Genomic DNA, 19,339 nt, shown 5'->3' on the forward strand with positions numbered 1-19,339 from the left:
TTTAGATTTAGCTGTCAAAAATCAATTTTAGACCGTCAGATCAGAGGCTTAGTATGGAATCTCCGGCCGTAAAATCGATGCCAACATTCTCAAATGGCGCCCACTATGAACACTACCCGTTTGAGCAGTTGCATGAGGACCAGAGGGCAATATTTACCAACGCAATATCGAGCCGTGGTCGGCTATGTTCATCGGTGAAGCAGATTACGCTTAGGAGTTTTGAGTGCTACCTCCAGATAACCCGTCAGTTGGCTACTCCGCCATCGCATCCGAAATTCCGAAAAGTGGTGGAAGGTTTTCTTGGTTTTTTATATTCAGAAAAACATGTTCAAACGACTCTGTTACTACGAACTCAACGAGCAAAGTTCTTCATATCATTAACTCCACTCCTATCAGCAAATTACCCCACCAAGAAAAATTACTTATTTCCGCTGACCACCGAAGCAATAGAAAAATACTTAAATGTGCTGAATGCCTTAGAGCAATGCCCCAAAAAAATAGAATATTGGCGAGGGTGGCCATTGCAGAACGTTTCTGGAGGAAAGCATTTTCTTCCATTATGGGCATTTTACCGAAAGCTTGGTGCGGAGTTTACAAGGAAACTCTATTCTGAGACTTATGTTTTCTTATCAGGCAGGCGCTATCGAGCAATGCCATTACTATCGACACTGGGAAAGTTCATAGAGGCTCAGCCATCTGACATTACACCTACACACCTAACTTCTGATGTATTCATGAGCGAATTTTGGGATCGTTTTGTGAAGTATTACGTCACAACAACGTATAACAACGGCAAAGGCCAGAAACTAAGCACCATTGCGTCGGCCTGGAACGTTGAGTTCTCAGCCTTCGTACGCACCCAGCTTATTCCAGCGTCCTTACTGAGTGGGGGGTATGCTGGATTACCCGTGTTACCAAAAAATCTTTATAACAATGCGGCTTCCAGAGTCAGTACTGGAAATGACGGAACACTTGTACATTCTAAACTATTGCACGATATTCCACTAGAAGTTACAGACCAAGCGGTTATCTACCACATCTTTGACAACCTAACCTCATCAATGAACGACTTAACAACTTGGGCTAAGGCTGAGGTCGCGGATCTTGACGCCAGACTAAATCGTCGATTACAAGAAGTACCTAATGGAACACTTCGCTGGATCGGTGGACATGGAGAACATGAGGGCGGTCAAATTCAATGGATGAGAGATCGCAATAACCCAGCATGCTTTGCTAATGCCGCACGAAATATCGAAGAGCACTCTTACTCATATATAATGGAGCGAGCAGTCCAAATTTTCGCTGCGCCTGCTGAAGAAACAGCATATGAGCTAGGCTTAGCCACAACAGGCTCATTGTACCCACACTGCCTACTGCTCGTAAGTTTGTATCCAAAAATCACTGTTGGTTTCTTGGAGAGCTTGGAAATATTTGATGAGCATGGGAAAAAAATTGGTTTCATCCCAACTGATAACGGGCATCAGTTGGTCGGATATAAACTTCGTAAAGGGCACCGTGAAGCCGAGCAAGTTATTAACCTTTGTGAGTTCGGCGCATATCTTGTTCAACAAATAATCGACGTGACCGACTATGGCAGACGACACCTAAAATCAATTGGAGACGATAGTTATCGGTATTTGCTGCTTTCCGCAGTCAGGAGCTTCGGCAAATTTCAGCGACCAAAGCTGTCTTCGATTACCTCTTCACCAATTTCGTTAGAAAGAATCGTAACCGGGTTAAAAAAATACACCCGCCTAGATCATACTGAAGCGACATACCTCGCACCACGAGCGAATCTGTCTACAGTTCGCGCGACCGCTGGAGTAATGATCTATTTAGAATCAAAAAGCGCAAAAAAAATGTCTGAAGCGCTTGGCCATAAATCATTTGATCCATCGCTCTTAGCGCGTTATCTCCCAGCCCCCATTTGGGATTTCTTTCAAGATCGGTGGATTAGAATTTTTCAAGCAGGAATAATTATCGAAGCGATGGATGGGAGCCCCTACAAATTGAGGGCTTCGGGTTTTGACAGCCTAGAACAGGTTGAGGAGTTTCTATTTAACCATTCAATCAAACTACCTCCAGAGGAATCAACCAATCGCTTAAGCGAAGCGGAGCCCGACAGCTCTATATTAGTATCGCTAAACGAGAAAATTCTTGAAGAGCTATTAAAGCTTAATGATTCAAGGTACAAATCTAGCAGCCCCCTACAATCAAATCTTTGGAGAGCTCTCAGCTCTAAAATAATCACTCATGTTGACTCATGCCTTAGCGATCGACCTGACATCCAATTTGCGCTCTCAAACGCTAAAATCAAACTAGGGATAACCATATAAATGAGCGCGAAAGAAAAAAATCATGCACTGGCCTTTCTTGAAGAAATGTTTCCCGCTCAGAAAACGCGGTTTGAAAGCGAATGGCTGACCTCGGATTTCGATTCCAATATTTGGTATTTTGATTTTGCGCGCGGATATAGATTCTGCCTCAACTTCAATGTAGAGCTTGAGGATGGGTCTAAACTCTCCGACCCCAAAAACAAAAAATTACTCCAAATATTCAAAAACTGGATAACCGTTCAGAACACCCGGAATTTAAATCAAGGGGTAAAACCAGGTAGTATAACCGCTTATGCTAACACACGAAGAGCGATAAACATCATTGACTACCTATTGCTCAACCGTTCGCGCCTTAAGCTTGCCAGCCATGGATTGGATCTTCTAACAGAAAACGATATCGCGTCATTTTTTTATCAGTTATCGAACTCGGAGAAAGCTAACGAAGGAGTCTATAACTGGCGGCAAACCGTGATCGACTTCCTAAGAAAAACCAGTGAGTGCTGCGATCAAATTGTCTTACGTTTCGCTGAAAAAAATCCCGACCTCTATTCTTTAATGGTTCAAAATGAAACAGCGTATGGGCTTTCGTCAAGCGAAACTCTTAAAGTCAAAATATGGCTACACGAGAACGATTATTACGGCCCACATCTTAACTCAGGTTACAGATTATCGGTAAGCACAACCCGACTCTCCTCACATATCTATAAGAACACTCTTTTAGGGTCCGGTATAAAAAATTCGTTACCGGACTTGAATCTGGCGCCTTATCCAGGAATGACAACTGAGTACAATGTAGCTAGCGTTCGCGCAGTTAATGAAGACTCAATGACAGAGAGACAGTTTACCAAATACTATGCAACTTTTATGGCAATTCATAAACTCCCAGAGTTAGGGATTGAAATTCCCAGCCATGCTTTTACAAAGCTCAGCTTGGGCTATTTTAAGGCGCACCTAAATTTAGCACAAACGATGCGTTTTAAGACACTGAGACCGAGCATCCTATTACCTGCGCTTCAGAAGGCTATCAATTTTATTTACGAGTACGGGGATGACATTTTCCAATCTGCTTCTGCTGTTATTGCTGCTCAATCGAAGTATGGTGAGAGCGTAAATGATCCGGATTCGGATTGGTGGGTTCGCAAAGCTATTACACCTCGGCTAGCGGCGCTAGGAGTCCAATGCTGGAGTCTTAGTTCCAAGATGCTGGCTGGCAAAAAACTCTCTAAAGAACTTAGAGAGAGCAAAGTTAAGGAATATTTTAAGAGATTTCGCAGCAACGAGGGGTTGTGGGAACTATTAAGAGTATATTATGGCGCGGCGCAATTGATCGTCGGATTACTGATGGCGCGACGCCAATCTGAACTCATAAGCCTGATGCCTTTTGAGTGCCTTGATAAATCTAAATGCAATTTAATATTTTATAACGCCAAGTCCGGGTTTTTATCTAATAAACAAATTTTAAGGAGGCCTATTCCAAGCATCGGAGTCCACCTCATTGAAACGTTGGAAAACTTTCAAAGTCTTCTGCTAAAGAACAAACTCATCACTGAATATACACACTTATTTGCCCCGCCTGATAGATATGCAAAAGGACTAAAAGAGAGATTACGCTCGTCCGCTTACAATAGAAGTATTGATTTTTTCTGCGACTACATTGAGACACCTCGAAACAGCGAAGGATCACGATTTTATTTCCGTCAGCACCAACTGAGGCGCGGGTTTTCGATGATATTTTTTTGGGGTAACTCGTTTGGCGGCCTTGATACATTGCGATGGTTTTTAGGCCACGCGGATCTTGAACACCTCTATCACTACATTACTGAGGCCACTCCTGGAGAAGTACTTCGCGGAGTAAAAGCAGCTTACTTAGCAGACTCCTTAGCGGCTGGCGACGAAGAGGTATCCAACGAGCTCGCGGCAGCTCTATTTGTACATTTTGGCACAAATGAGTTTACCGTGTTGGATTCCCAAGAAGTAGAGATTTACTTGGAAACGCTAATCGAAAACCAATCGCTGACTGTCGAGCCGTATTTTATTAAAGTAGACGATGTAACTACCTATAGACTTATAACCAAATTGATAAAATCAAAATGAGCAAAAAACTGCACTCCACACTCAATCTTTATAATTTTCTTCTCGATATTGCCTCTCATCCGCACAAATATCGTGAATCATCGATAGAGGGATTCTTGAAATCACAAGGTTCAGTTTCTCGGTACTCAGCTCCAGATAAGAACATTTACTCATGCTCTTTAAATACATTGAAGACCCGTGCAGATTGCTTCCTTTCAGGAGGCTTTGAGGCTCTGGACCATGCAAGGATATTAGCACTAAAAGCACTTCCCCCAGTAAAGGGTAGAATTTCAGATCAACAAAAACCTAAAACATTAAGAGATGACATCATTACCCTTAAGAGAGAAATACAGCTTCTCAACGAAGAAATACTTTGCTACACCATTGCATTAGAAACAAGCATGGAACAAGCGAGGTCGTACGCCAAGAAGACAAATAATTTAGTAACTGTTCAACTCTGTGAAAAACAACAATTAGAAATTTATGCACTATTGAAATACCCCAGAGCTATAAATGACTAAACTTTATCGTTTGACTTCAGAGAACTTTCAACTGCCTTTAGCGGTACTTTCCGATCAAACATACATTTTTAACTCGGCCTCTTACATCCCGATGCTTCGCTACCCTGATGGTACATGGTGTCACTTCTCCAATTGCTACATGAACTCTCTTTACAGAAAAGGATTATCGCGCAATTACAAAGGCGGGACATTAAAAACCTATGCAGGTAACATAAGCCACTTATTGCGCTTTTGCTCTCATAACGCTATTGATGTTTCGCAAATGACAGATACTCTCTTTGTATTTTTCATGCAGACATTGCTAAACGATACAAAGTCAACGCTTACGACACACACTACTCGGTCGACGTCTTCGATACTTACGATTGGGAAAACCTGTGTTGATTTACTGGCATACATCGGGGAAATCACTGGTAGAGATGAGTTCGTCGGTAAAGACGGAGTGATCAAAGCTGAACGAAGAAAAGCTGAAATAGAAATTGGAAAGGGAAAAAAGCGCATCACCAAATACTATTGGCATCACCGATCATTCCCTGAACCATCTCCTGAGAAAAAAAGATTCCCGATCACTGAGGCTCATTCTAATTCTATAATCACCGCAGCTGCTAACACTGAAGATGTGTTCCTCAGAAAGCGCAGATTTGTCATGCTCAAACTACTTACCCATACCGGTTGTCGGCGCTCGGAATTGGTTTCAATAACAACGCATGATGTATATGCAGCACTCCATGATCCAACCATTGGATTAAAAATAATAACGGCAAAAAAACGGGGGAATTTGATTCATCATCGATATTTGCCCATATCAATTCCAGATCTGAAATTCATTGTTTCGTATATCGAGTTTAACCGACTCCCAAAAATCAAATCTCTGGGAGTTGATGATGGTGGCTTGCTGTTTATCAGCGCACGTACTGGAAAGGGTCTTATGCCAAATACGATCACACAAGAGATCTCTGACTTGGCGGGACTAGCGGACATCAATGAGCGCCTATCTCCACACATGTACAGGCATCGTTTCATCACTCAGTATTTCATAAAATTGATCATTCAGCATGACTTCAATAACCCTGACGAATTCAGGAATCTACTAATCAATACTGAATCCTTCAAACGCGAGGTGCAACAATGGACAGGTCACACAAACATTAACTCCTTAGACAACTACATACACCTTGCTTTCTCGGACATATCTAACAGAAAAACAATTGTAGATTCGGCGATTCGCAGCCAGCACCTCTCATCGTTACTGCAAACGGTTAAAATGGCCCAATCGGAAATAGCGGCGGGTTTTTCCTCATCATCAGTTAATGAACTGTTGGATACAATATCTGAACATCTAAATGATCTTCAGCAATCAACCTAACAAACGGTTATTTTGAATTCTTATCACTTGTACTCGCCCATAAAAAAGCACATGAATTTAAGGTAGGTAAGATTGAGTGGCCGCTTACGTATCTTGCACAAAAATGGGTCGACCCGAATCGCTCCCCCCTTTTTTCCATTGGATTAAAATTCACTGAGGCTGCATGCAGGCCTTAACGCCGGGAAGGAAAGACAGGCCTCCTTATTTTCTGAAGATACGCATTTAGGTGGATGTTTGCTTGCACCAGCCAAGCCTCCAGCAGGTTCAAAATCTAGGTCAAAGCTACCTGCGCGCTCCAAAAATCTACTTTGCTTGAGAGACCGGCTTTCCAGTACTAAGCGGGCTGACTGCCTGCATTCGACAATCCGCGTAAGCTTCAAAAGCATCTTCTTTGGTCTTCTCTAGGTGATCCTGACTTATCGAGGGAGGCGCCCATGGATAGAGGTCCCAAGCGATCCGTGGACGGTGGTCGCCACACATCGCCCGATAATCCTATGTTACTCAATAATCTGGCGGCAACGCTGAGGGGGAATGGGTTCGGCGCGTTAATCCGTGCAAAAAGGAACCATCGACTTAAGATCAAAGGCCTGGGCAAGACGTTAGCACTGCCATTGTCAGAGACGTTGCTTGCCTTTTGCTTGAAGTTAATCCGGTTACATCCAGAGATCACACCGAGCTTTCTTAATAGCGTGGAGTTGTTCAATCGCAACGGCAAGCGGGTAGGGAAAAAACCAGGCGATACCTGTTATTACCTGCTGGGGTATAAAGACCGCAAGCAGGCGGCCAGCTCGCAAATGCAGGTCAAGCTGACCACCGAGAGCGAAAAACTCGTCGAGTTTCTTGCGCTGATGACCGCCCCCCTTCGCGCGTATTTAAAGACACAAAACGATGACGCGCGGCGCCGGTTGTTACTCACCTGTAAGTCTGGCTTCGGACGCCCCTCCCCCTACGCGTGCAAAGTTCAACTCACCCCCAAAATGCTGACGACGTTGCGCGACGAATTGATGGCGTTGCACCCGCAAAGCCACGCCCTGATTCCCGAGTTGGCCCACTCATTGCTGCGTCCTTCAACAATGAGAAGTACGGCGGCTGTTCTGGTATTTTTTGAGACCAGCAGTGTTTACCGTATGGCCCAAGCGCTGGGCCATAATGCCTACACCCCTGATTTGCTGCTACGGTACTTGCCCTCAAGCATCCTGCACTTTTACCGAGATCGTTGGGTGAGAGTGTTTCAGACGGGCATCATCGTACAGGCGATGGTCGATACTCCGCTGTTGCTTCAAGCAACAGGTTTCGACAGTGCTCTGAAGCTGGATGCTTTTTTGGAGCACCATGTTTTAACTATTCCACGGCCTCAGGATGCTGCCTCTATTACCACTGACCGTTTGGGCGACAGGACCTTTATCTGCCTTAGCATCGTGACTCTGCGCATTCTGCTCACACTGCATTTGCTGAGCGGTACCGACCCTGGACGGCTTAATGGAAAAGCCCGACATTGGGCCGAGTTCACCCAGCATCTTTTGACCTATCTTGAGTCGGACGCAGAAAACAGCCTTGAGTGGCTGGACATGGTGCAAGCCGCCCGCTCCCAAGGCCCCATCAATTTCAAGCGAGGGGTGGTGTATGAACAATAAGCATCGACTTGGCCATGTCCCTGAAAAAGCCACCCTCGAGTTTCTCACTCATTACGACGCCCACCGTCTGGATGACGTTCACTCGGCTAGCTTTTTGCACTCGCCCTTCGAGCAAGATTGTTGGACGCTGAAGTTTGGTCATTCAAACGCCTTTGAACTCGACTTTCGGATCGTGTTGAGCGATACGCTGACGCTTGGGCAGTGTGACCACGGTGAGCTCGTCAAACTGTTCAAAATGTGGATTTGCAGTGCCGAACAGGGAAGCGCCAGCAAGGGTATCTTTGCGAGTAGCGTTTCCATACGTGCGCGCGTGAATATCACCGTCAAGCTCATCGATTATTTTTTGCTGAACTGGCAAGCGTTGGGTATCGCACAGAACGGTCTTCGGCTGTTCACCGCCAACGACATGAAAACGTTGCTCGTACAATTGGCGTCTTGCGCACGCTCTACCACCTCAATTTATGAGTGGCCGCGTCGGCTGAACGCGTTTCTCCAGACGCTGGTTGAAAGCACACAAGAAACGAGCATTGCTCAAACGTTGGCGCAATTTCCGTTCCTGGCCGAATCACCCGTGCGTCTGGACGGCCTCGAGGGGGGCAGTCTGATCGATCAACAGCTGGTGGCCCTGGGCGGTTTGACGCCCGATAAAATCATCAGACTTCGCGCCGTGTTATGGCAGCAAGGGTTGTACAAGAGAAACGGCGCCACGGATTTTCAGTGGGGTCTCAATACCGACAAGATCATCAAGGCCCTCTACGCCAACCGGACACTGGGACGAATCAAGTGTCCCTCACCTCAAATTCTGTCGCTGTTGCCCATGGAACGATGGTGTCGGGAACATCCGCCAGCCCCCACCCGTCATCAACACCGCGCTCCGAACATCGCCAGAATGGGTGAGTTTATTCATGTGCTGCAAGGCTTGAACAGCGTGTCGGCCTATTCTTGCTCGTGCCCCCTATCCCCATTCCCCGAGGTGAACAGAACCTATCTGGTCGATCAGTTCAACATCACTCGCAGCGGCCGCTATATCAGCGCGCCCGTCAGTGCGGTACTCATCGGGATACGCCATGCGATCGAGTTTTATCTGGTCTATGGTCAGGCGATTCTTTCCAGCTACCTTGATCTGGCGCGTGCGGCACACCAGGCGGGCGCGAAACCGTCAGGGCGTTTGCGTCAAAACACTCCCTTGCCCGCTTCCTCTGCCCGATACTGCAGGATCTGCATGTTCAGCAGTGGTGCGTGAAGACAACCCCAGGCAAGTTTTCAAAGAAGCGAACAAGTCGCGCCGATTTTTTTTCCGGCTATCGACAGGCACCAGGTCTGTGGGAGTTGCTACGCATCTTGTTCGGTGGCATTGGTCTGGTATTGGGTGCCCTCGAAGCACGCCGTTCATCAGAGCTGCAACACGCCATGGCAGATACCTGCCTGACAGCTGATTTGCAATCGCTTGTAACGCTGAATCGAAAAACCGGTCTGTTTGATCACAATCAATCCATCATCCGACCGATCCCTCCCATTGTTTCGCAAATGCTGGTTTCGCTCAGAGGCCTGCAAACGTCACTGATCGAGGCCGGCTTGCTGCACAAGCCTGTCGAAATATTGAGCTACCCCAGTATTTACGGGCCATTGCGCAAACTCACTCATGTGGCGATGAATGAAAGCATCGACTATTTCTGTGATTATTTCGAGACGCCCCTCGATGCAACGGGGCGACGGTATTATTTTCGACACCATCAATTGCGTCGCTTCTTTGCTCAGATTTTCTTTTGGCACCAGGAGCAGGACGGCCTGGATGTGCTGCGCTGGATGCTGGGGCACTCGGACACGGAAATGATTTACCACTACATATCAGATACCACCCCCGGGGAAGTGTTGAGGCAGGTTAAATCCGAGTGGGGGGCGGATATGCTGAGAAAGGGGGCTGCGCAGGTAGAGGGTCTCAAATGCTTTATGCGAGATCGTTACGGGGTAAGCGATTTTACGCTGCTTGGCGAGGACGCTCTGGATGCTTATATCGAGCACAGCCTGGCTCACCAGGAGGTCAGCATTGAACCGCACTTTATCCACGATGACGAAGCGACAACCTTCAAGATTATCGTGACGATTCACCCCAGGCCATTGCCATGAAAAAAATCATTCCGGTGGCGACCCAAGCGCATTATGTTCAGGCGTTGATTGCTTTGCTTGAACACATACAAACCGAGCCTGCCCACTTTGCCGACGATGCAACCCTTGTTGCAAGCTTAAAAAGTCAAGGCAATTTGTGCCGCATGACTAGACCGGAACAGAGGATATTTGCCGTCTCGCTCAACACGTTCAAACGCTACTGCCAACACCATGTGCCGGGGGGCTTTGGCACCCTCGATCGGCTCCGGCAAGCAGCCCGCACCGCGATCGACAACGCCCGTCGCCAAGGACCGGCGCCCCGCAAAACCCAGGCCTCGAATTTATCCACTACTTGTCTACCTCATTTGTCCAGCCGGTCAGGCTGAGCATCCAACGTAAGCTGTACGACAGGGTCTTGGCGGATGGGACCAAGATGCGGGGCATGGGACTGCATCATGCTGCCATGCCGTTGGAGTCCAGGATTTCACGCCGCTTGCCCATCACCACCGAACAGATCAAGCGCCTGCGTCTCGCAGCGTTCAGTGATCAGACCGCAAGCGCCTTTGTCAAAGAACGACGACGGGTAATGATCCGCACCCTGGAGATGACCGGAGGGCGACGGCTGGAATTAAAACACCTGACCCTTGCCTCGGTGGCCCACGCCGGAAAAACCGGCCATTTACGCATGCTGGTGGTCAAGCAGGCGGGGAAAACGCCAAGGGCAGATGCGCCGGAGCACAACGACCGGCTGACGTATCGGGAAATTCCGATCAGCGATCGGGATACCCAGCTACTGACCGACTATGTGCACGTGCATCGCGCCCCCTTGATGGCCAAGCATCTGACAACGCAACTCGATCATGGTTATTTGTTCGTCAGTGAGACCAGTGGTCGCCCCCTTTGCGCCAACACCATCACCTTCGAAATCCAAAAGTTGCGCACCCTTGCTCAGATTGCTGAGCCTGTCAGCCCACATCTGTTCCGCCATCGTTTTATTACCAAGATCTTCGTCGCACAAATCATGCGTAGCAAAATCGAGACCCTCAGCGACTTCAGGGAAGCGCTAATGAACACGCAGACGTTGAAGCGCAAAGTACAGGAGCTCACAGGCCACAAGAACCTGGCATCGCTGGATATTTACATTCATCTGGCGTGGGACGAAGCTCAACAACTGCACGAGACCTCGCCCTCTATCGAAAAGCTTCAATCACTGAGCGCCATCACAGAACAACTGACCCACTTGATCTCTGAACTTGATCAGTCCGACCTCAGCAAGAACACGCGAACCCTGCTTGACCTGATCACGTCTTTTGAAGCGCTGTTGTGAGGGCACATGATTCGGAGCCGAAAGGTTTTAACGCATTTCGCACCGTCAAATCGCACGTTTGGACATTTGATCGACGGTGCCCCGACTCAGCCCACCCCGACGCCGCTGATACACCTTTAAACAGTGGCGACTTAAACTTCAGGGTAATCAAAGTCGGTCATTACTTGGCATGCAAGTCTGCCTGGATGCGAGCCGCAACGGACGGCGCCCAGTCTTGGCCCGTGATCTGGAACGAAGAGCGCGTTTTACTAATCACTCGAATTAAATAACGCTCCCCTGACGGCGTGGTGGGTTTAATAAAAACGCCCACGACTTCTCCCCAGGTAGCCAAGCCCGGACGTGCTTCAGATTTAATCACCCCCTTGCGTTCATCTACCTCAACGATCGTCAAGTTAGTGCTCATCGCATTGACAGAGGACTTCCATATCTCGCTGTAGGGTTTATTGGACACTTCAAAGGAAATACCTTTATCAGACGAATCCAGCCCATTGATGGTTGAACACGCCGTAACGCTAAGGAGCACAGCGCTGCACACTAACGCTTTCACAAAGACTTTCATCACGTAAAATCCTAAATGGTCAATCGATAGTCAAGTCAATCAAAGCCTTGCACCGAACCTGCGCTAGACGCTGAAAGACCTCCCCTTACCCCTTCAATGTTAAGCGTCTGTAGCCGTGAAGCTGGCATGGCGCACCAGGGTTTCATCTTCAACGACCAGCAGTTTCATTACGCGCTCCTGAATCCGTCGCGGACATTAATCGTCAGGTGGGTTAGAACGCGTAGTTGGCCGCCAGGTAGGTCTGCGCGCTGCTGTTGAGCTTCATGGAACCCTGCTTGCTGCCGCCGTGCTCATTCAGTTCGGTACTGGCGTTGGTGCGCAGGTAGCGGTAACCCAGTTCCACCGAGGTGTTTTGCGACACTTGCTGCAGGACACCGAGCTGAGCGCCGACGGTGTAACCGATGTTGCTGTCACGGCTGAAACCGGGCGATTCCTGGGCGACTTTGGTGATACCCGCCGAGGCACCGCCAAACAGTTTGGTGCTGTTGCCCACTGGCAGAAACAGGTCATAGCTGCCCAGCAGGTTTTCCTGGCGCTGCTTGAAGCCGTGCTGCGAACCGGACACATTGTCATACGTCAGGTAGTAACGGCTGTCATCGTTTTGCCGGCCCGCGCGCAGACCCACGGTGTGGTCCTTGTGGATGATGCCGTCGGCGCTGGGGTGGCTGAGGTTATCGTTCAGCGATTTGGATTTGCTGAACTGGTTGCTGGTCTGACCATAGGTCAAACTCGCGAAATTCTTGGTTTCGGCCTGAGCCGCGGCTGCGGTGCCCAGCATGGAGAAAGCCAGCAACAGTTTTTTGAAGTGCGTCATGGGGGATTTTCCTGGTGAGTTAAGTGCGTTGGGTGACGGCGCAACATTACGCATTTGTCCCTGAACGCTCCTTGAACCCACGCTGTACCTGAGCTGAACCAGATCAAACGATGGTTTGAGGCGTAAACATACGGGTCAACATCAGCTTTACATGTGATAGATAAAGGCCTCGAATAGCTTTCCTGAAACAGCAGGCCTGCTCACCACCGCTTTAGGGTTCGATGCGAAAATAAAACATTGCGTACGTTCACCTCCCCGCGCAGTTACACCCTCACCGAAGCATCAGCGACAGCCGCCACCAGCGCGGTAGCGATGAGGGGAGCGATGCCGGGGATGCTTTGCAAGAGTTGACCGACGTCGTTTGAAACCGAGCTTTGCTTGATCTCGACATTCAGTTTTTAATCTCGCCAGTCCAGCGCTGTTGGGCCTCATCCATATCACCAAATCGGAGTTCAGCGTCGATCAACGCGCCGGCGGCGCCCCACCGTGCTGAAGCATGCACAACGACTTAAAGCCGAATTGGCCAAAGCCTTGGTTGACCAGGATCTGACGGCGATGAAACGCGTGGAGTGGAAAGCACCGGCATGAACTGGGCACCGGAGCCTCTGCGAGCTGCCTAGGCCGTGCAGAAAGGGGGCCGAACATAGATCGACTTCACCTGCCGACCACCCTGAGCGTGAAGACGTGGTGTCTAAGTGGAGGTCCAAGCATTACCGCTTGAGTTGTCAGAAAAAGAGCCCACAACAATAGGTGGATAAAGACCAATGGCAGGCTAAACCGATTGAACGAGCCCCATGAAAGACAGGACACCGTTTCCCCCTTACGATAAGGGATAGGCAAACGGTTATGTTTATGACTAACAGCAACGATAAGAGTGGGGAGCTTTTGGGCCAGGAGCGGCGGCGCCGCTGGAGCCCAGAGCAAAACTGGCCATGGTTCGTGAGAGTCTTGAGCCAGGGCAAAGCGTTTCGGTGGTGGCTCGGCGCAACGGCATCAATGCCAACCAGCTGTTCCTGTGGCGCAAGCTGTATCAGGACGGCAGTCTGTCGGCGGTCAGTGCCGGTGAAGCGGTGGTTCCTGCGTCCGAACTGAGCGATGCGCTCAAGCAGATCCGAGAACTGCAACGGATGCTGGGCAAGAAAACGATGGAAGCAGAAATCCTCAAAGAGGCCGTGGAGATTGCCCGGTCGCGAAAATGGATTGCGCACTCACCCTTGTTGCCGGGGGACGACCAGTGAAGTTGGTCAGCGAATGTCTCGGTGTGGCGCGCTCGCAATTAACGGTTCGAATCAAGCAATCGGTATCGCCCAAAGTTCGGCCAAGCAGGCCCGTGAACGATGCTGAGTTGGTAGTTGAAATCCAGCAACAGGTCAGCGAACTACCCAGCTATGGCTACCGTCGTGTCTGGGGATTACTGCGTCGTGCCCGTGAAAAGCAGTCGTTGTCGGCGATCAACGTGAAGCGGGTTTACCGGGTCATGCGTGATCACAACTTGCTGCTAGAGCGCCGGATCACGCAACCGGGAGTAGCGCGTCGGCACGAAGGCCGTATTGCCGTGCAAACCAGCGATACACGTTGGTGCTCGGACGGCTTTGAGTTCCGCTGCGAGGACGGCGCAAAAACTGAGCGTGACCTTCGCCCTGGACTGCTGTGATCGCGAGGCCACCGGCTGGGTCGCGAGCCCGACCGGGTACAGCGGCGATGATATCCGCGACTTGATGCTGGAAAGCGTGGACAAGCGCTTCGGTGATCAACTGCCCACCACGCCGGTGCAATGGCTCAGCGACAACGGCTCGGCGTACACCGCCGAACAGACGCGCCTGTTTGCTCGGCAGATCGGCTTGCAGCCGGTGACCACACCGGTGCGTAGCCCGTAGAGCAACGGCATGGCCGAGAGTTTCGTGAAGACGATCAAGCGTGATTACGTGGCGCACATGCCCAAGCCGGATCGAGAAACGGCGTTGCGTAACCTGGCAATTGCCTTCGAACACTACAACGAGCAGCATCCGCACAGCGCCTTGAACTATCGCTCACCGAGGGATTCAGGCGCTTGGCGGCAGCATCAATTTAACTGGGAGTTGGTGTCCGGTTTTGTAGGGGCAAGTCCACCGATGAGGCTGCGGATCAAACGTTAGCGCAGATTTTAATGTCCCTCGATATAACTGTCTCAATATCTATCCGAGACCTGTCAGACCCTCATCAATGTGCTATGGCCAGTATCATCAATCCTAGGACGGCGACCACGAACAGTGTTCTCAACTCCATGCAATGACACGCCTGGTTTCCCCTGTCCGCGTTTAGAACTTGAGTCTAATACGTCATCTTCAACAATGAGCACCCGGTTACGATAATCGTCTTCCAGACGAGGATGAAACGACGGGTAAGCCATGGCTCAAAATGAGGGGGAGGATTGTGCATTGCAATCGTTTGATCTGGTTCAGCTCAGGTACAGCGTGGGTTCAAGGAGCGTTCAGGGACAAATGCGTAATGTTGCGCCGTCACCCAACGCACTTAACTCACCAGGAAAATCCCCCATGACGCACTTCAAAAAACTGTTGCTGGCTTTCTCCATGCTGGGCACCGCAGCCGCGGCTCAGGCCGAAACCAAGAATTTCGCGAGTTTGACCTATGGTCAGACCAGCAACCAGTTCAGCAAATCCAAATCGCTGAACGATAACCTCAGCCACCCCAGCGCCGACGGCATCATCCACAAGGACCACACCGTGGGTCTGCGCGCGGGCCGGCAAAACGATGACAGCCGTTACTACCTGACGTATGACAATGTGTCCGGTTCGCAGCACGGCTTCAAGCAGCGCCAGGAAAACCTGCTGGGCAGCTATGACCTGTTTCTGCCAGTGGGCAACAGCACCAAACTGTTTGGCGGTGCCTCGGCGGGTATCACCAAAGTCGCCCAGGAATCGCCCGGTTTCAGCCGTGACAGCAACATCGGTTACACCGTCGGCGCTCAGCTCGGTGTCCTGCAGCAAGTGTCGCAAAACACCTCGGTGGAACTGGGTTACCGCTACCTGCGCACCAACGCCAGTACCGAACTGAATGAGCACGGCGGCAGCAAGCAGGGTTCCATGAAGCTCAACAGCAGCGCGCAGACCTACCTGGCGGCCAACTACGCGTTCTAACCCACCTGACGATTAATGTCCGCGACGGATTCAGGAGCGCGTAATGAAACTGCTGGTCGTTGAAGATGAAACCCTGGTGCGTCGTCAGTTGCACAGTTTTCTAAGCAAGAGCGGCCACGCCGTCGACGCGGTGGCTAATGCCGAAGAGGCCTTGGCGCTGACTGTGCAGAGTCACCATGACCTGGCGCTGATCGATCTCGGATTGCCGGGGATAAGTGGCCTGGAGCTGATCCGTCAGCTACGGGCCCGCGGCCAGCATTATCCCATCCTGATTCTTTCCGCACGAAGTAACTGGCAGGACAAGGTTAAAGGCCTGGAAGCCGGGGCCAATGACTATCTGGTCAAACCCTTTCAGTTCGATGAGCTGAACACTCGGCTGAGTGTATTGCTACGCACCTCCTGCGGGTCCACCCCGCCAACCTTGGTCGCAGGTCCGTTGGCATTGCATCTCAACAGCCAGCAGGCCTCGCTTGATGAAAGGCCGCTGACCCTGACGACCTATGAATATCGGATTCTTGAATACTTGATGCGCCATCCCCAGCAATTGGTGGCTAAGGAACGTTTGATGGAGCTGCACCTGAACGACGATGCGCACGATCCGAATGTCCTCGAAAGGCTGATGGATCATCTACGGCTCAAGCTCGAAGGCCTGAATGGCTTCACGCCGATCGACGGCGTGCGTGATCAGGGCTATTTGTTCACGGAGCGTTGTCGATGACCCGGGGGCGCTGGATTCGGTTGATGGGCGCCGCTGCGCTGTTCATCGGTTTGTTCGTGGTGGCATCGCCGCCATTGACCGGCGAAGTGCTGGTCAGTGTGGCGATCATGGCGTTGGCCGCTTTTATTATCGCCCTATGAGGATGGCACAGAGCACGCCGCTTTCCAGCAGGCGCAGACTCCATTGCTTCCCCCAAACGCCTCCCCCTCTGTTTACACCAGTCGACACTACACTTACTTTCTCGCGTCACACTCGGAAACAGGTGCCCTACAGTCGTCCTACAGGCGCAACAGGGGGCCTCTGGTAATCTATGCCCTATCCCGTACATGTGAGCATGTACGGGACGTTGGACTTACTGGATCACACGAAGCATCCGTGGCTATTAGCCCGCCTCCCCATCGGCGGGCTCTTTTTTGCGCGTCAGAAAGGGGACGTAGCCCGTTAGCACAAACAAGCGGGCTGGATCTGCCTGCCGTATCAGCGGGCGCCCATGGAGGAGGCAAAGGCGAGGTCAATCACGGTTATACCGCGCAGTGGCCTGGCTCTATCCCCGGCCACCGTCCAACACGGCGGGCGCCTCCTGAATCGGCCGTCGGGAGCCGCAAAGCAAGAGAAAACGATATGAAATCAGTCGCGCCGATGACCCTACGTAATGTAGCGCCCGCCTTAATTACCTACGTCCTGATTACCTTTGGCATTATCGGTTTATGGTGGCTGCATCACGCCGATGACTTATCCAAATACAGCTAGGTCGCTCAGGTCACTGGGACTGACCAGAAACCCTGCATATTCACCTCGGGCCCGACGGAACAGGGAAAGCCGCTGCGCACGGCTCAAGCGCCGACGCCGATCCGGGCGACCTTCGATGGATGTGTGCGCAATAGTTACGCAGAACGTCATTGAAAACACGTCCAAAGGACCGGTTTTAGCGTCCATGAAAAAGCAATGCCCAGCACCGCAGTTTTTTGTGTTCTCGCAACCGCCACACTGATCTCGGAGCATAAGGAGGGCCGTCCACGCCTAACAGCAAGGATTGATCCGGGTGAGGCTGCTCCCGAGGTGCACTGCGCACGGAACACTGCGTTCCGTGACGGCGAGGTGGTGTCTATGCCCCTAGCGCAACGTGTGGTCGTGCGAAGCGTCAAGTATCCGCACAGACAGCCCAGATACGCCCCTCAGAAAAGGCTCTCAACAGCACGACGAAACCAATCGGTGAATGCGCGACATCGTCGCGGTCGCTTCTGCAATGCTTCAGCGCTGCGGCCTGACATGGGACTAACGACCGCGGGGCTGTCGTGAAAAGTCATTAATTGGGGATTTTTTATTTGGCTGTGCCTGAAGGAGCCTACAGGCTAGGCGCCCCACACCACAGTGACGCGGTGCTCATCGTGCCGGGAAGACACGGACGGTTTCTTCTTGGTTATTTGCCTTTTCAAATGCAGGGAAGTTTTCATGACCAACCCCCAATATTCTTCCTCATCTTCAAAGCCAATGCTAAAAAGCGTGTTTCCCGCCGCCCTCAGTCTCCTGGCAGCCACCATGCTGCAAGCATCCATGTCCACCATGGCGGTAGCTGACCTATTGCCAAGCGGCGGTATTGTCAACCAAGGCTCGGTGAGCATCGGTACTGTCGGCAATACCATGACCATTGACCAAGGCTCACAAAACGCCGTAATCAACTGGAACTCGTTTGATGTTGCCCAAGGCCACGCGGTTCATTTTCAGGTGCCCACAGGCGGCGCCACCTTGAACCAGATTGCCGGCCCTGCCAGCCAGATCAACGGCAACCTGAGTTCTACGGGGGCCTTGTTTCTCGTCAATCCCAACGGCGTAGTATTCGGTAAGGGCTCGAGTGTGGACGTAGGTTCGCTGGTCGCCAGCACCAGCGCGATCGACGCCAAGGAGTTCATGAACGGCAGTCGCACCTTTACCACCGGCGGTACCGGGATGATCAGTAACAGCGGGACAATCACCGCCGGCTCGGGGGGCTATGTGGTGCTCGCCGGTGCAGGGACGATCGAGAATAAAGGTTCGATCACGGTACCCAACGGCACCATTCAGATGGTCTCGGCGGATAAGTTTATGCTGACCATGCCCACCGAAAACCGCTTTCTACAGGTCACGCTGGACGGAACGGCTAAAGGGGGGGGACGTGGACCATGACAGTGGCCAGTTGTCGGCCGGCGCAGTATCCCTCCAAGCGCTAGGTACTGTCAGGTCATTGGGCGGCATCACGGCGACCTCGCTAGATGATCTTAATGGTTCAGTCAGCCTTTCCTCAGGCGGTAATATGGTACTCGCAGGAAATATTACGTCGGGCGGTGCCATCAAGATAAACGGCGATGGCAGAACTCACGTCCTGGCTAACTTGGTGGCCGCCAAGAATATTGACATCAAGTCCAAAGATAGAGTGGCCATTTACGGTAACTCGGTTGAGTCGACTGACGGCAACATTGATATTTCCGCTGGTGACCGGGTGTGGGTCAGTGGCGCCGCACTCGATGCCATGAGGGGCGAGGTTTTCCTCAACGGTAAAAATTCCGGACTTAGCTGGTTTCAAGGCAATAACAGTGCGGTGACTCTTCAGGACAGCTACGTGACTACCCAGCACGGCACCACCTTTCACAAGCTTTCCGAATTATCAAGCTTCCTTTCCTGGCCGAGCCCGCTGGAGCCGGTGAGCTCGGCAACGATTGGCACCTCAGCCACGACCTTTTAAGGTTGATACATGATAGGCAGTGACTCGCT

At 50.9% G+C, this 19,339-nt stretch carries 16 protein-coding genes and 1 pseudogene; 15 read left to right on the plus strand and 2 right to left on the minus strand.

All coding sequences use genetic code 11. The annotated features are described in order from the left end of the window. The first annotated feature begins 53 nt into the window (after positions 1-53). From ACYZT6_RS25280 to ACYZT6_RS25320, 9 genes are all read left to right on the plus strand, one after another. Positions 54-2,336: a hypothetical protein gene (locus ACYZT6_RS25280; RefSeq protein WP_462029084.1), complete on the plus strand. Its 2,283-nt coding sequence runs from the start codon at positions 54-56 to the stop codon at positions 2,334-2,336. Beyond that, a complete protein-coding gene (locus ACYZT6_RS25285; RefSeq protein ID WP_462029085.1) occupies positions 2,337-4,430 on the plus strand; it encodes a hypothetical protein in 2,094 nt (697 codons plus the stop codon). Further along, positions 4,427-4,930, plus strand: a complete 504-nt coding sequence (locus ACYZT6_RS25290; RefSeq protein ID WP_462029086.1) for a hypothetical protein — start codon at positions 4,427-4,429, stop codon at positions 4,928-4,930. The genes ACYZT6_RS25285 and ACYZT6_RS25290 overlap by 4 nt, the downstream gene beginning before the upstream one ends. Then, complete coding sequence (locus ACYZT6_RS25295) at positions 4,923-6,296, plus strand: tyrosine-type recombinase/integrase (protein ID WP_462029087.1); 1,374 nt, start codon at positions 4,923-4,925, stop codon at positions 6,294-6,296. Before ACYZT6_RS25290 ends, ACYZT6_RS25295 begins: the two co-directional genes overlap by 8 nt. A 434-nt stretch (positions 6,297-6,730) precedes the next feature. Further along, entirely contained in the window at positions 6,731-7,930 is a 1,200-nt protein-coding gene (locus tag ACYZT6_RS25300) for a hypothetical protein (RefSeq protein ID WP_462029088.1), read from the plus strand. Then, on the plus strand, positions 7,920-9,173 hold the full coding sequence (locus tag ACYZT6_RS25305) for a hypothetical protein (RefSeq protein ID WP_462029089.1): 1,254 nt from the start codon (positions 7,920-7,922) through the stop codon (positions 9,171-9,173). Before ACYZT6_RS25300 ends, ACYZT6_RS25305 begins: the two co-directional genes overlap by 11 nt. Further along, entirely contained in the window at positions 9,170-10,057 is an 888-nt protein-coding gene (locus tag ACYZT6_RS25310) for a hypothetical protein (protein ID WP_462029090.1), read from the plus strand. Before ACYZT6_RS25305 ends, ACYZT6_RS25310 begins: the two co-directional genes overlap by 4 nt. Next, positions 10,054-10,422, plus strand: a complete 369-nt coding sequence (locus ACYZT6_RS25315) for a hypothetical protein (protein WP_462029091.1) — start codon at positions 10,054-10,056, stop codon at positions 10,420-10,422. The genes ACYZT6_RS25310 and ACYZT6_RS25315 overlap by 4 nt, the downstream gene beginning before the upstream one ends. A 56-nt stretch (positions 10,423-10,478) precedes the next feature. Further along, the gene (locus ACYZT6_RS25320; protein WP_462029092.1) at positions 10,479-11,363 is read left to right on the plus strand and encodes a tyrosine-type recombinase/integrase; all 885 of its coding nucleotides are present in this window, start codon (positions 10,479-10,481) and stop codon (positions 11,361-11,363) included. Between the two features lie 160 nt (positions 11,364-11,523). Here ACYZT6_RS25320 and ACYZT6_RS25325 read toward each other — a convergent pair whose 3' ends face one another. Together ACYZT6_RS25325 and ACYZT6_RS25330 are read right to left on the minus strand one after the other, a co-directional pair. Further along, entirely contained in the window at positions 11,524-11,922 is a 399-nt protein-coding gene (locus ACYZT6_RS25325; RefSeq protein WP_462029093.1) for a hypothetical protein, read from the minus strand. Between the two features lie 211 nt (positions 11,923-12,133). After that, entirely contained in the window at positions 12,134-12,736 is a 603-nt protein-coding gene (locus ACYZT6_RS25330; protein WP_462029094.1) for a hypothetical protein, read from the minus strand. Positions 12,737-13,588: 852 nt separating this feature from the next. On the opposite strand from ACYZT6_RS25330, the pseudogene ACYZT6_RS25335 reads away from it, so the two are divergent. The 6 genes and pseudogenes from ACYZT6_RS25335 (at position 13,589) to ACYZT6_RS25360 (ending at position 19,310) form a co-directional block, all read left to right on the plus strand. After that, positions 13,589-14,871: pseudogene (locus ACYZT6_RS25335) on the plus strand (IS3 family transposase). Positions 14,872-15,270: 399 nt separating this feature from the next. Continuing rightward, positions 15,271-15,873 (plus strand): hypothetical protein, encoded by a 603-nt coding sequence (locus ACYZT6_RS25340; protein WP_462029094.1) that lies wholly within the window; start codon positions 15,271-15,273, stop codon positions 15,871-15,873. Between the two features lie 43 nt (positions 15,874-15,916). Next, positions 15,917-16,591, plus strand: a complete 675-nt coding sequence (locus tag ACYZT6_RS25345) for a response regulator transcription factor (RefSeq protein WP_462029095.1) — start codon at positions 15,917-15,919, stop codon at positions 16,589-16,591. Beyond that, a complete protein-coding gene (locus ACYZT6_RS25350) occupies positions 16,588-16,731 on the plus strand; it encodes a hypothetical protein (RefSeq protein ID WP_462029096.1) in 144 nt (47 codons plus the stop codon). Before ACYZT6_RS25345 ends, ACYZT6_RS25350 begins: the two co-directional genes overlap by 4 nt. Positions 16,732-18,043: 1,312 nt before the next feature. Further along, complete coding sequence (locus tag ACYZT6_RS25355; protein ID WP_462029097.1) at positions 18,044-18,754, plus strand: two-partner secretion domain-containing protein; 711 nt, start codon at positions 18,044-18,046, stop codon at positions 18,752-18,754. Then, positions 18,744-19,310: a hypothetical protein gene (locus ACYZT6_RS25360; RefSeq protein ID WP_462029098.1), complete on the plus strand. Its 567-nt coding sequence runs from the start codon at positions 18,744-18,746 to the stop codon at positions 19,308-19,310. Before ACYZT6_RS25355 ends, ACYZT6_RS25360 begins: the two co-directional genes overlap by 11 nt. Positions 19,311-19,339 lie beyond the last annotated feature (29 nt).

It is taken from the genome of Pseudomonas sp. RT6P73, from assembly GCF_054897715.1.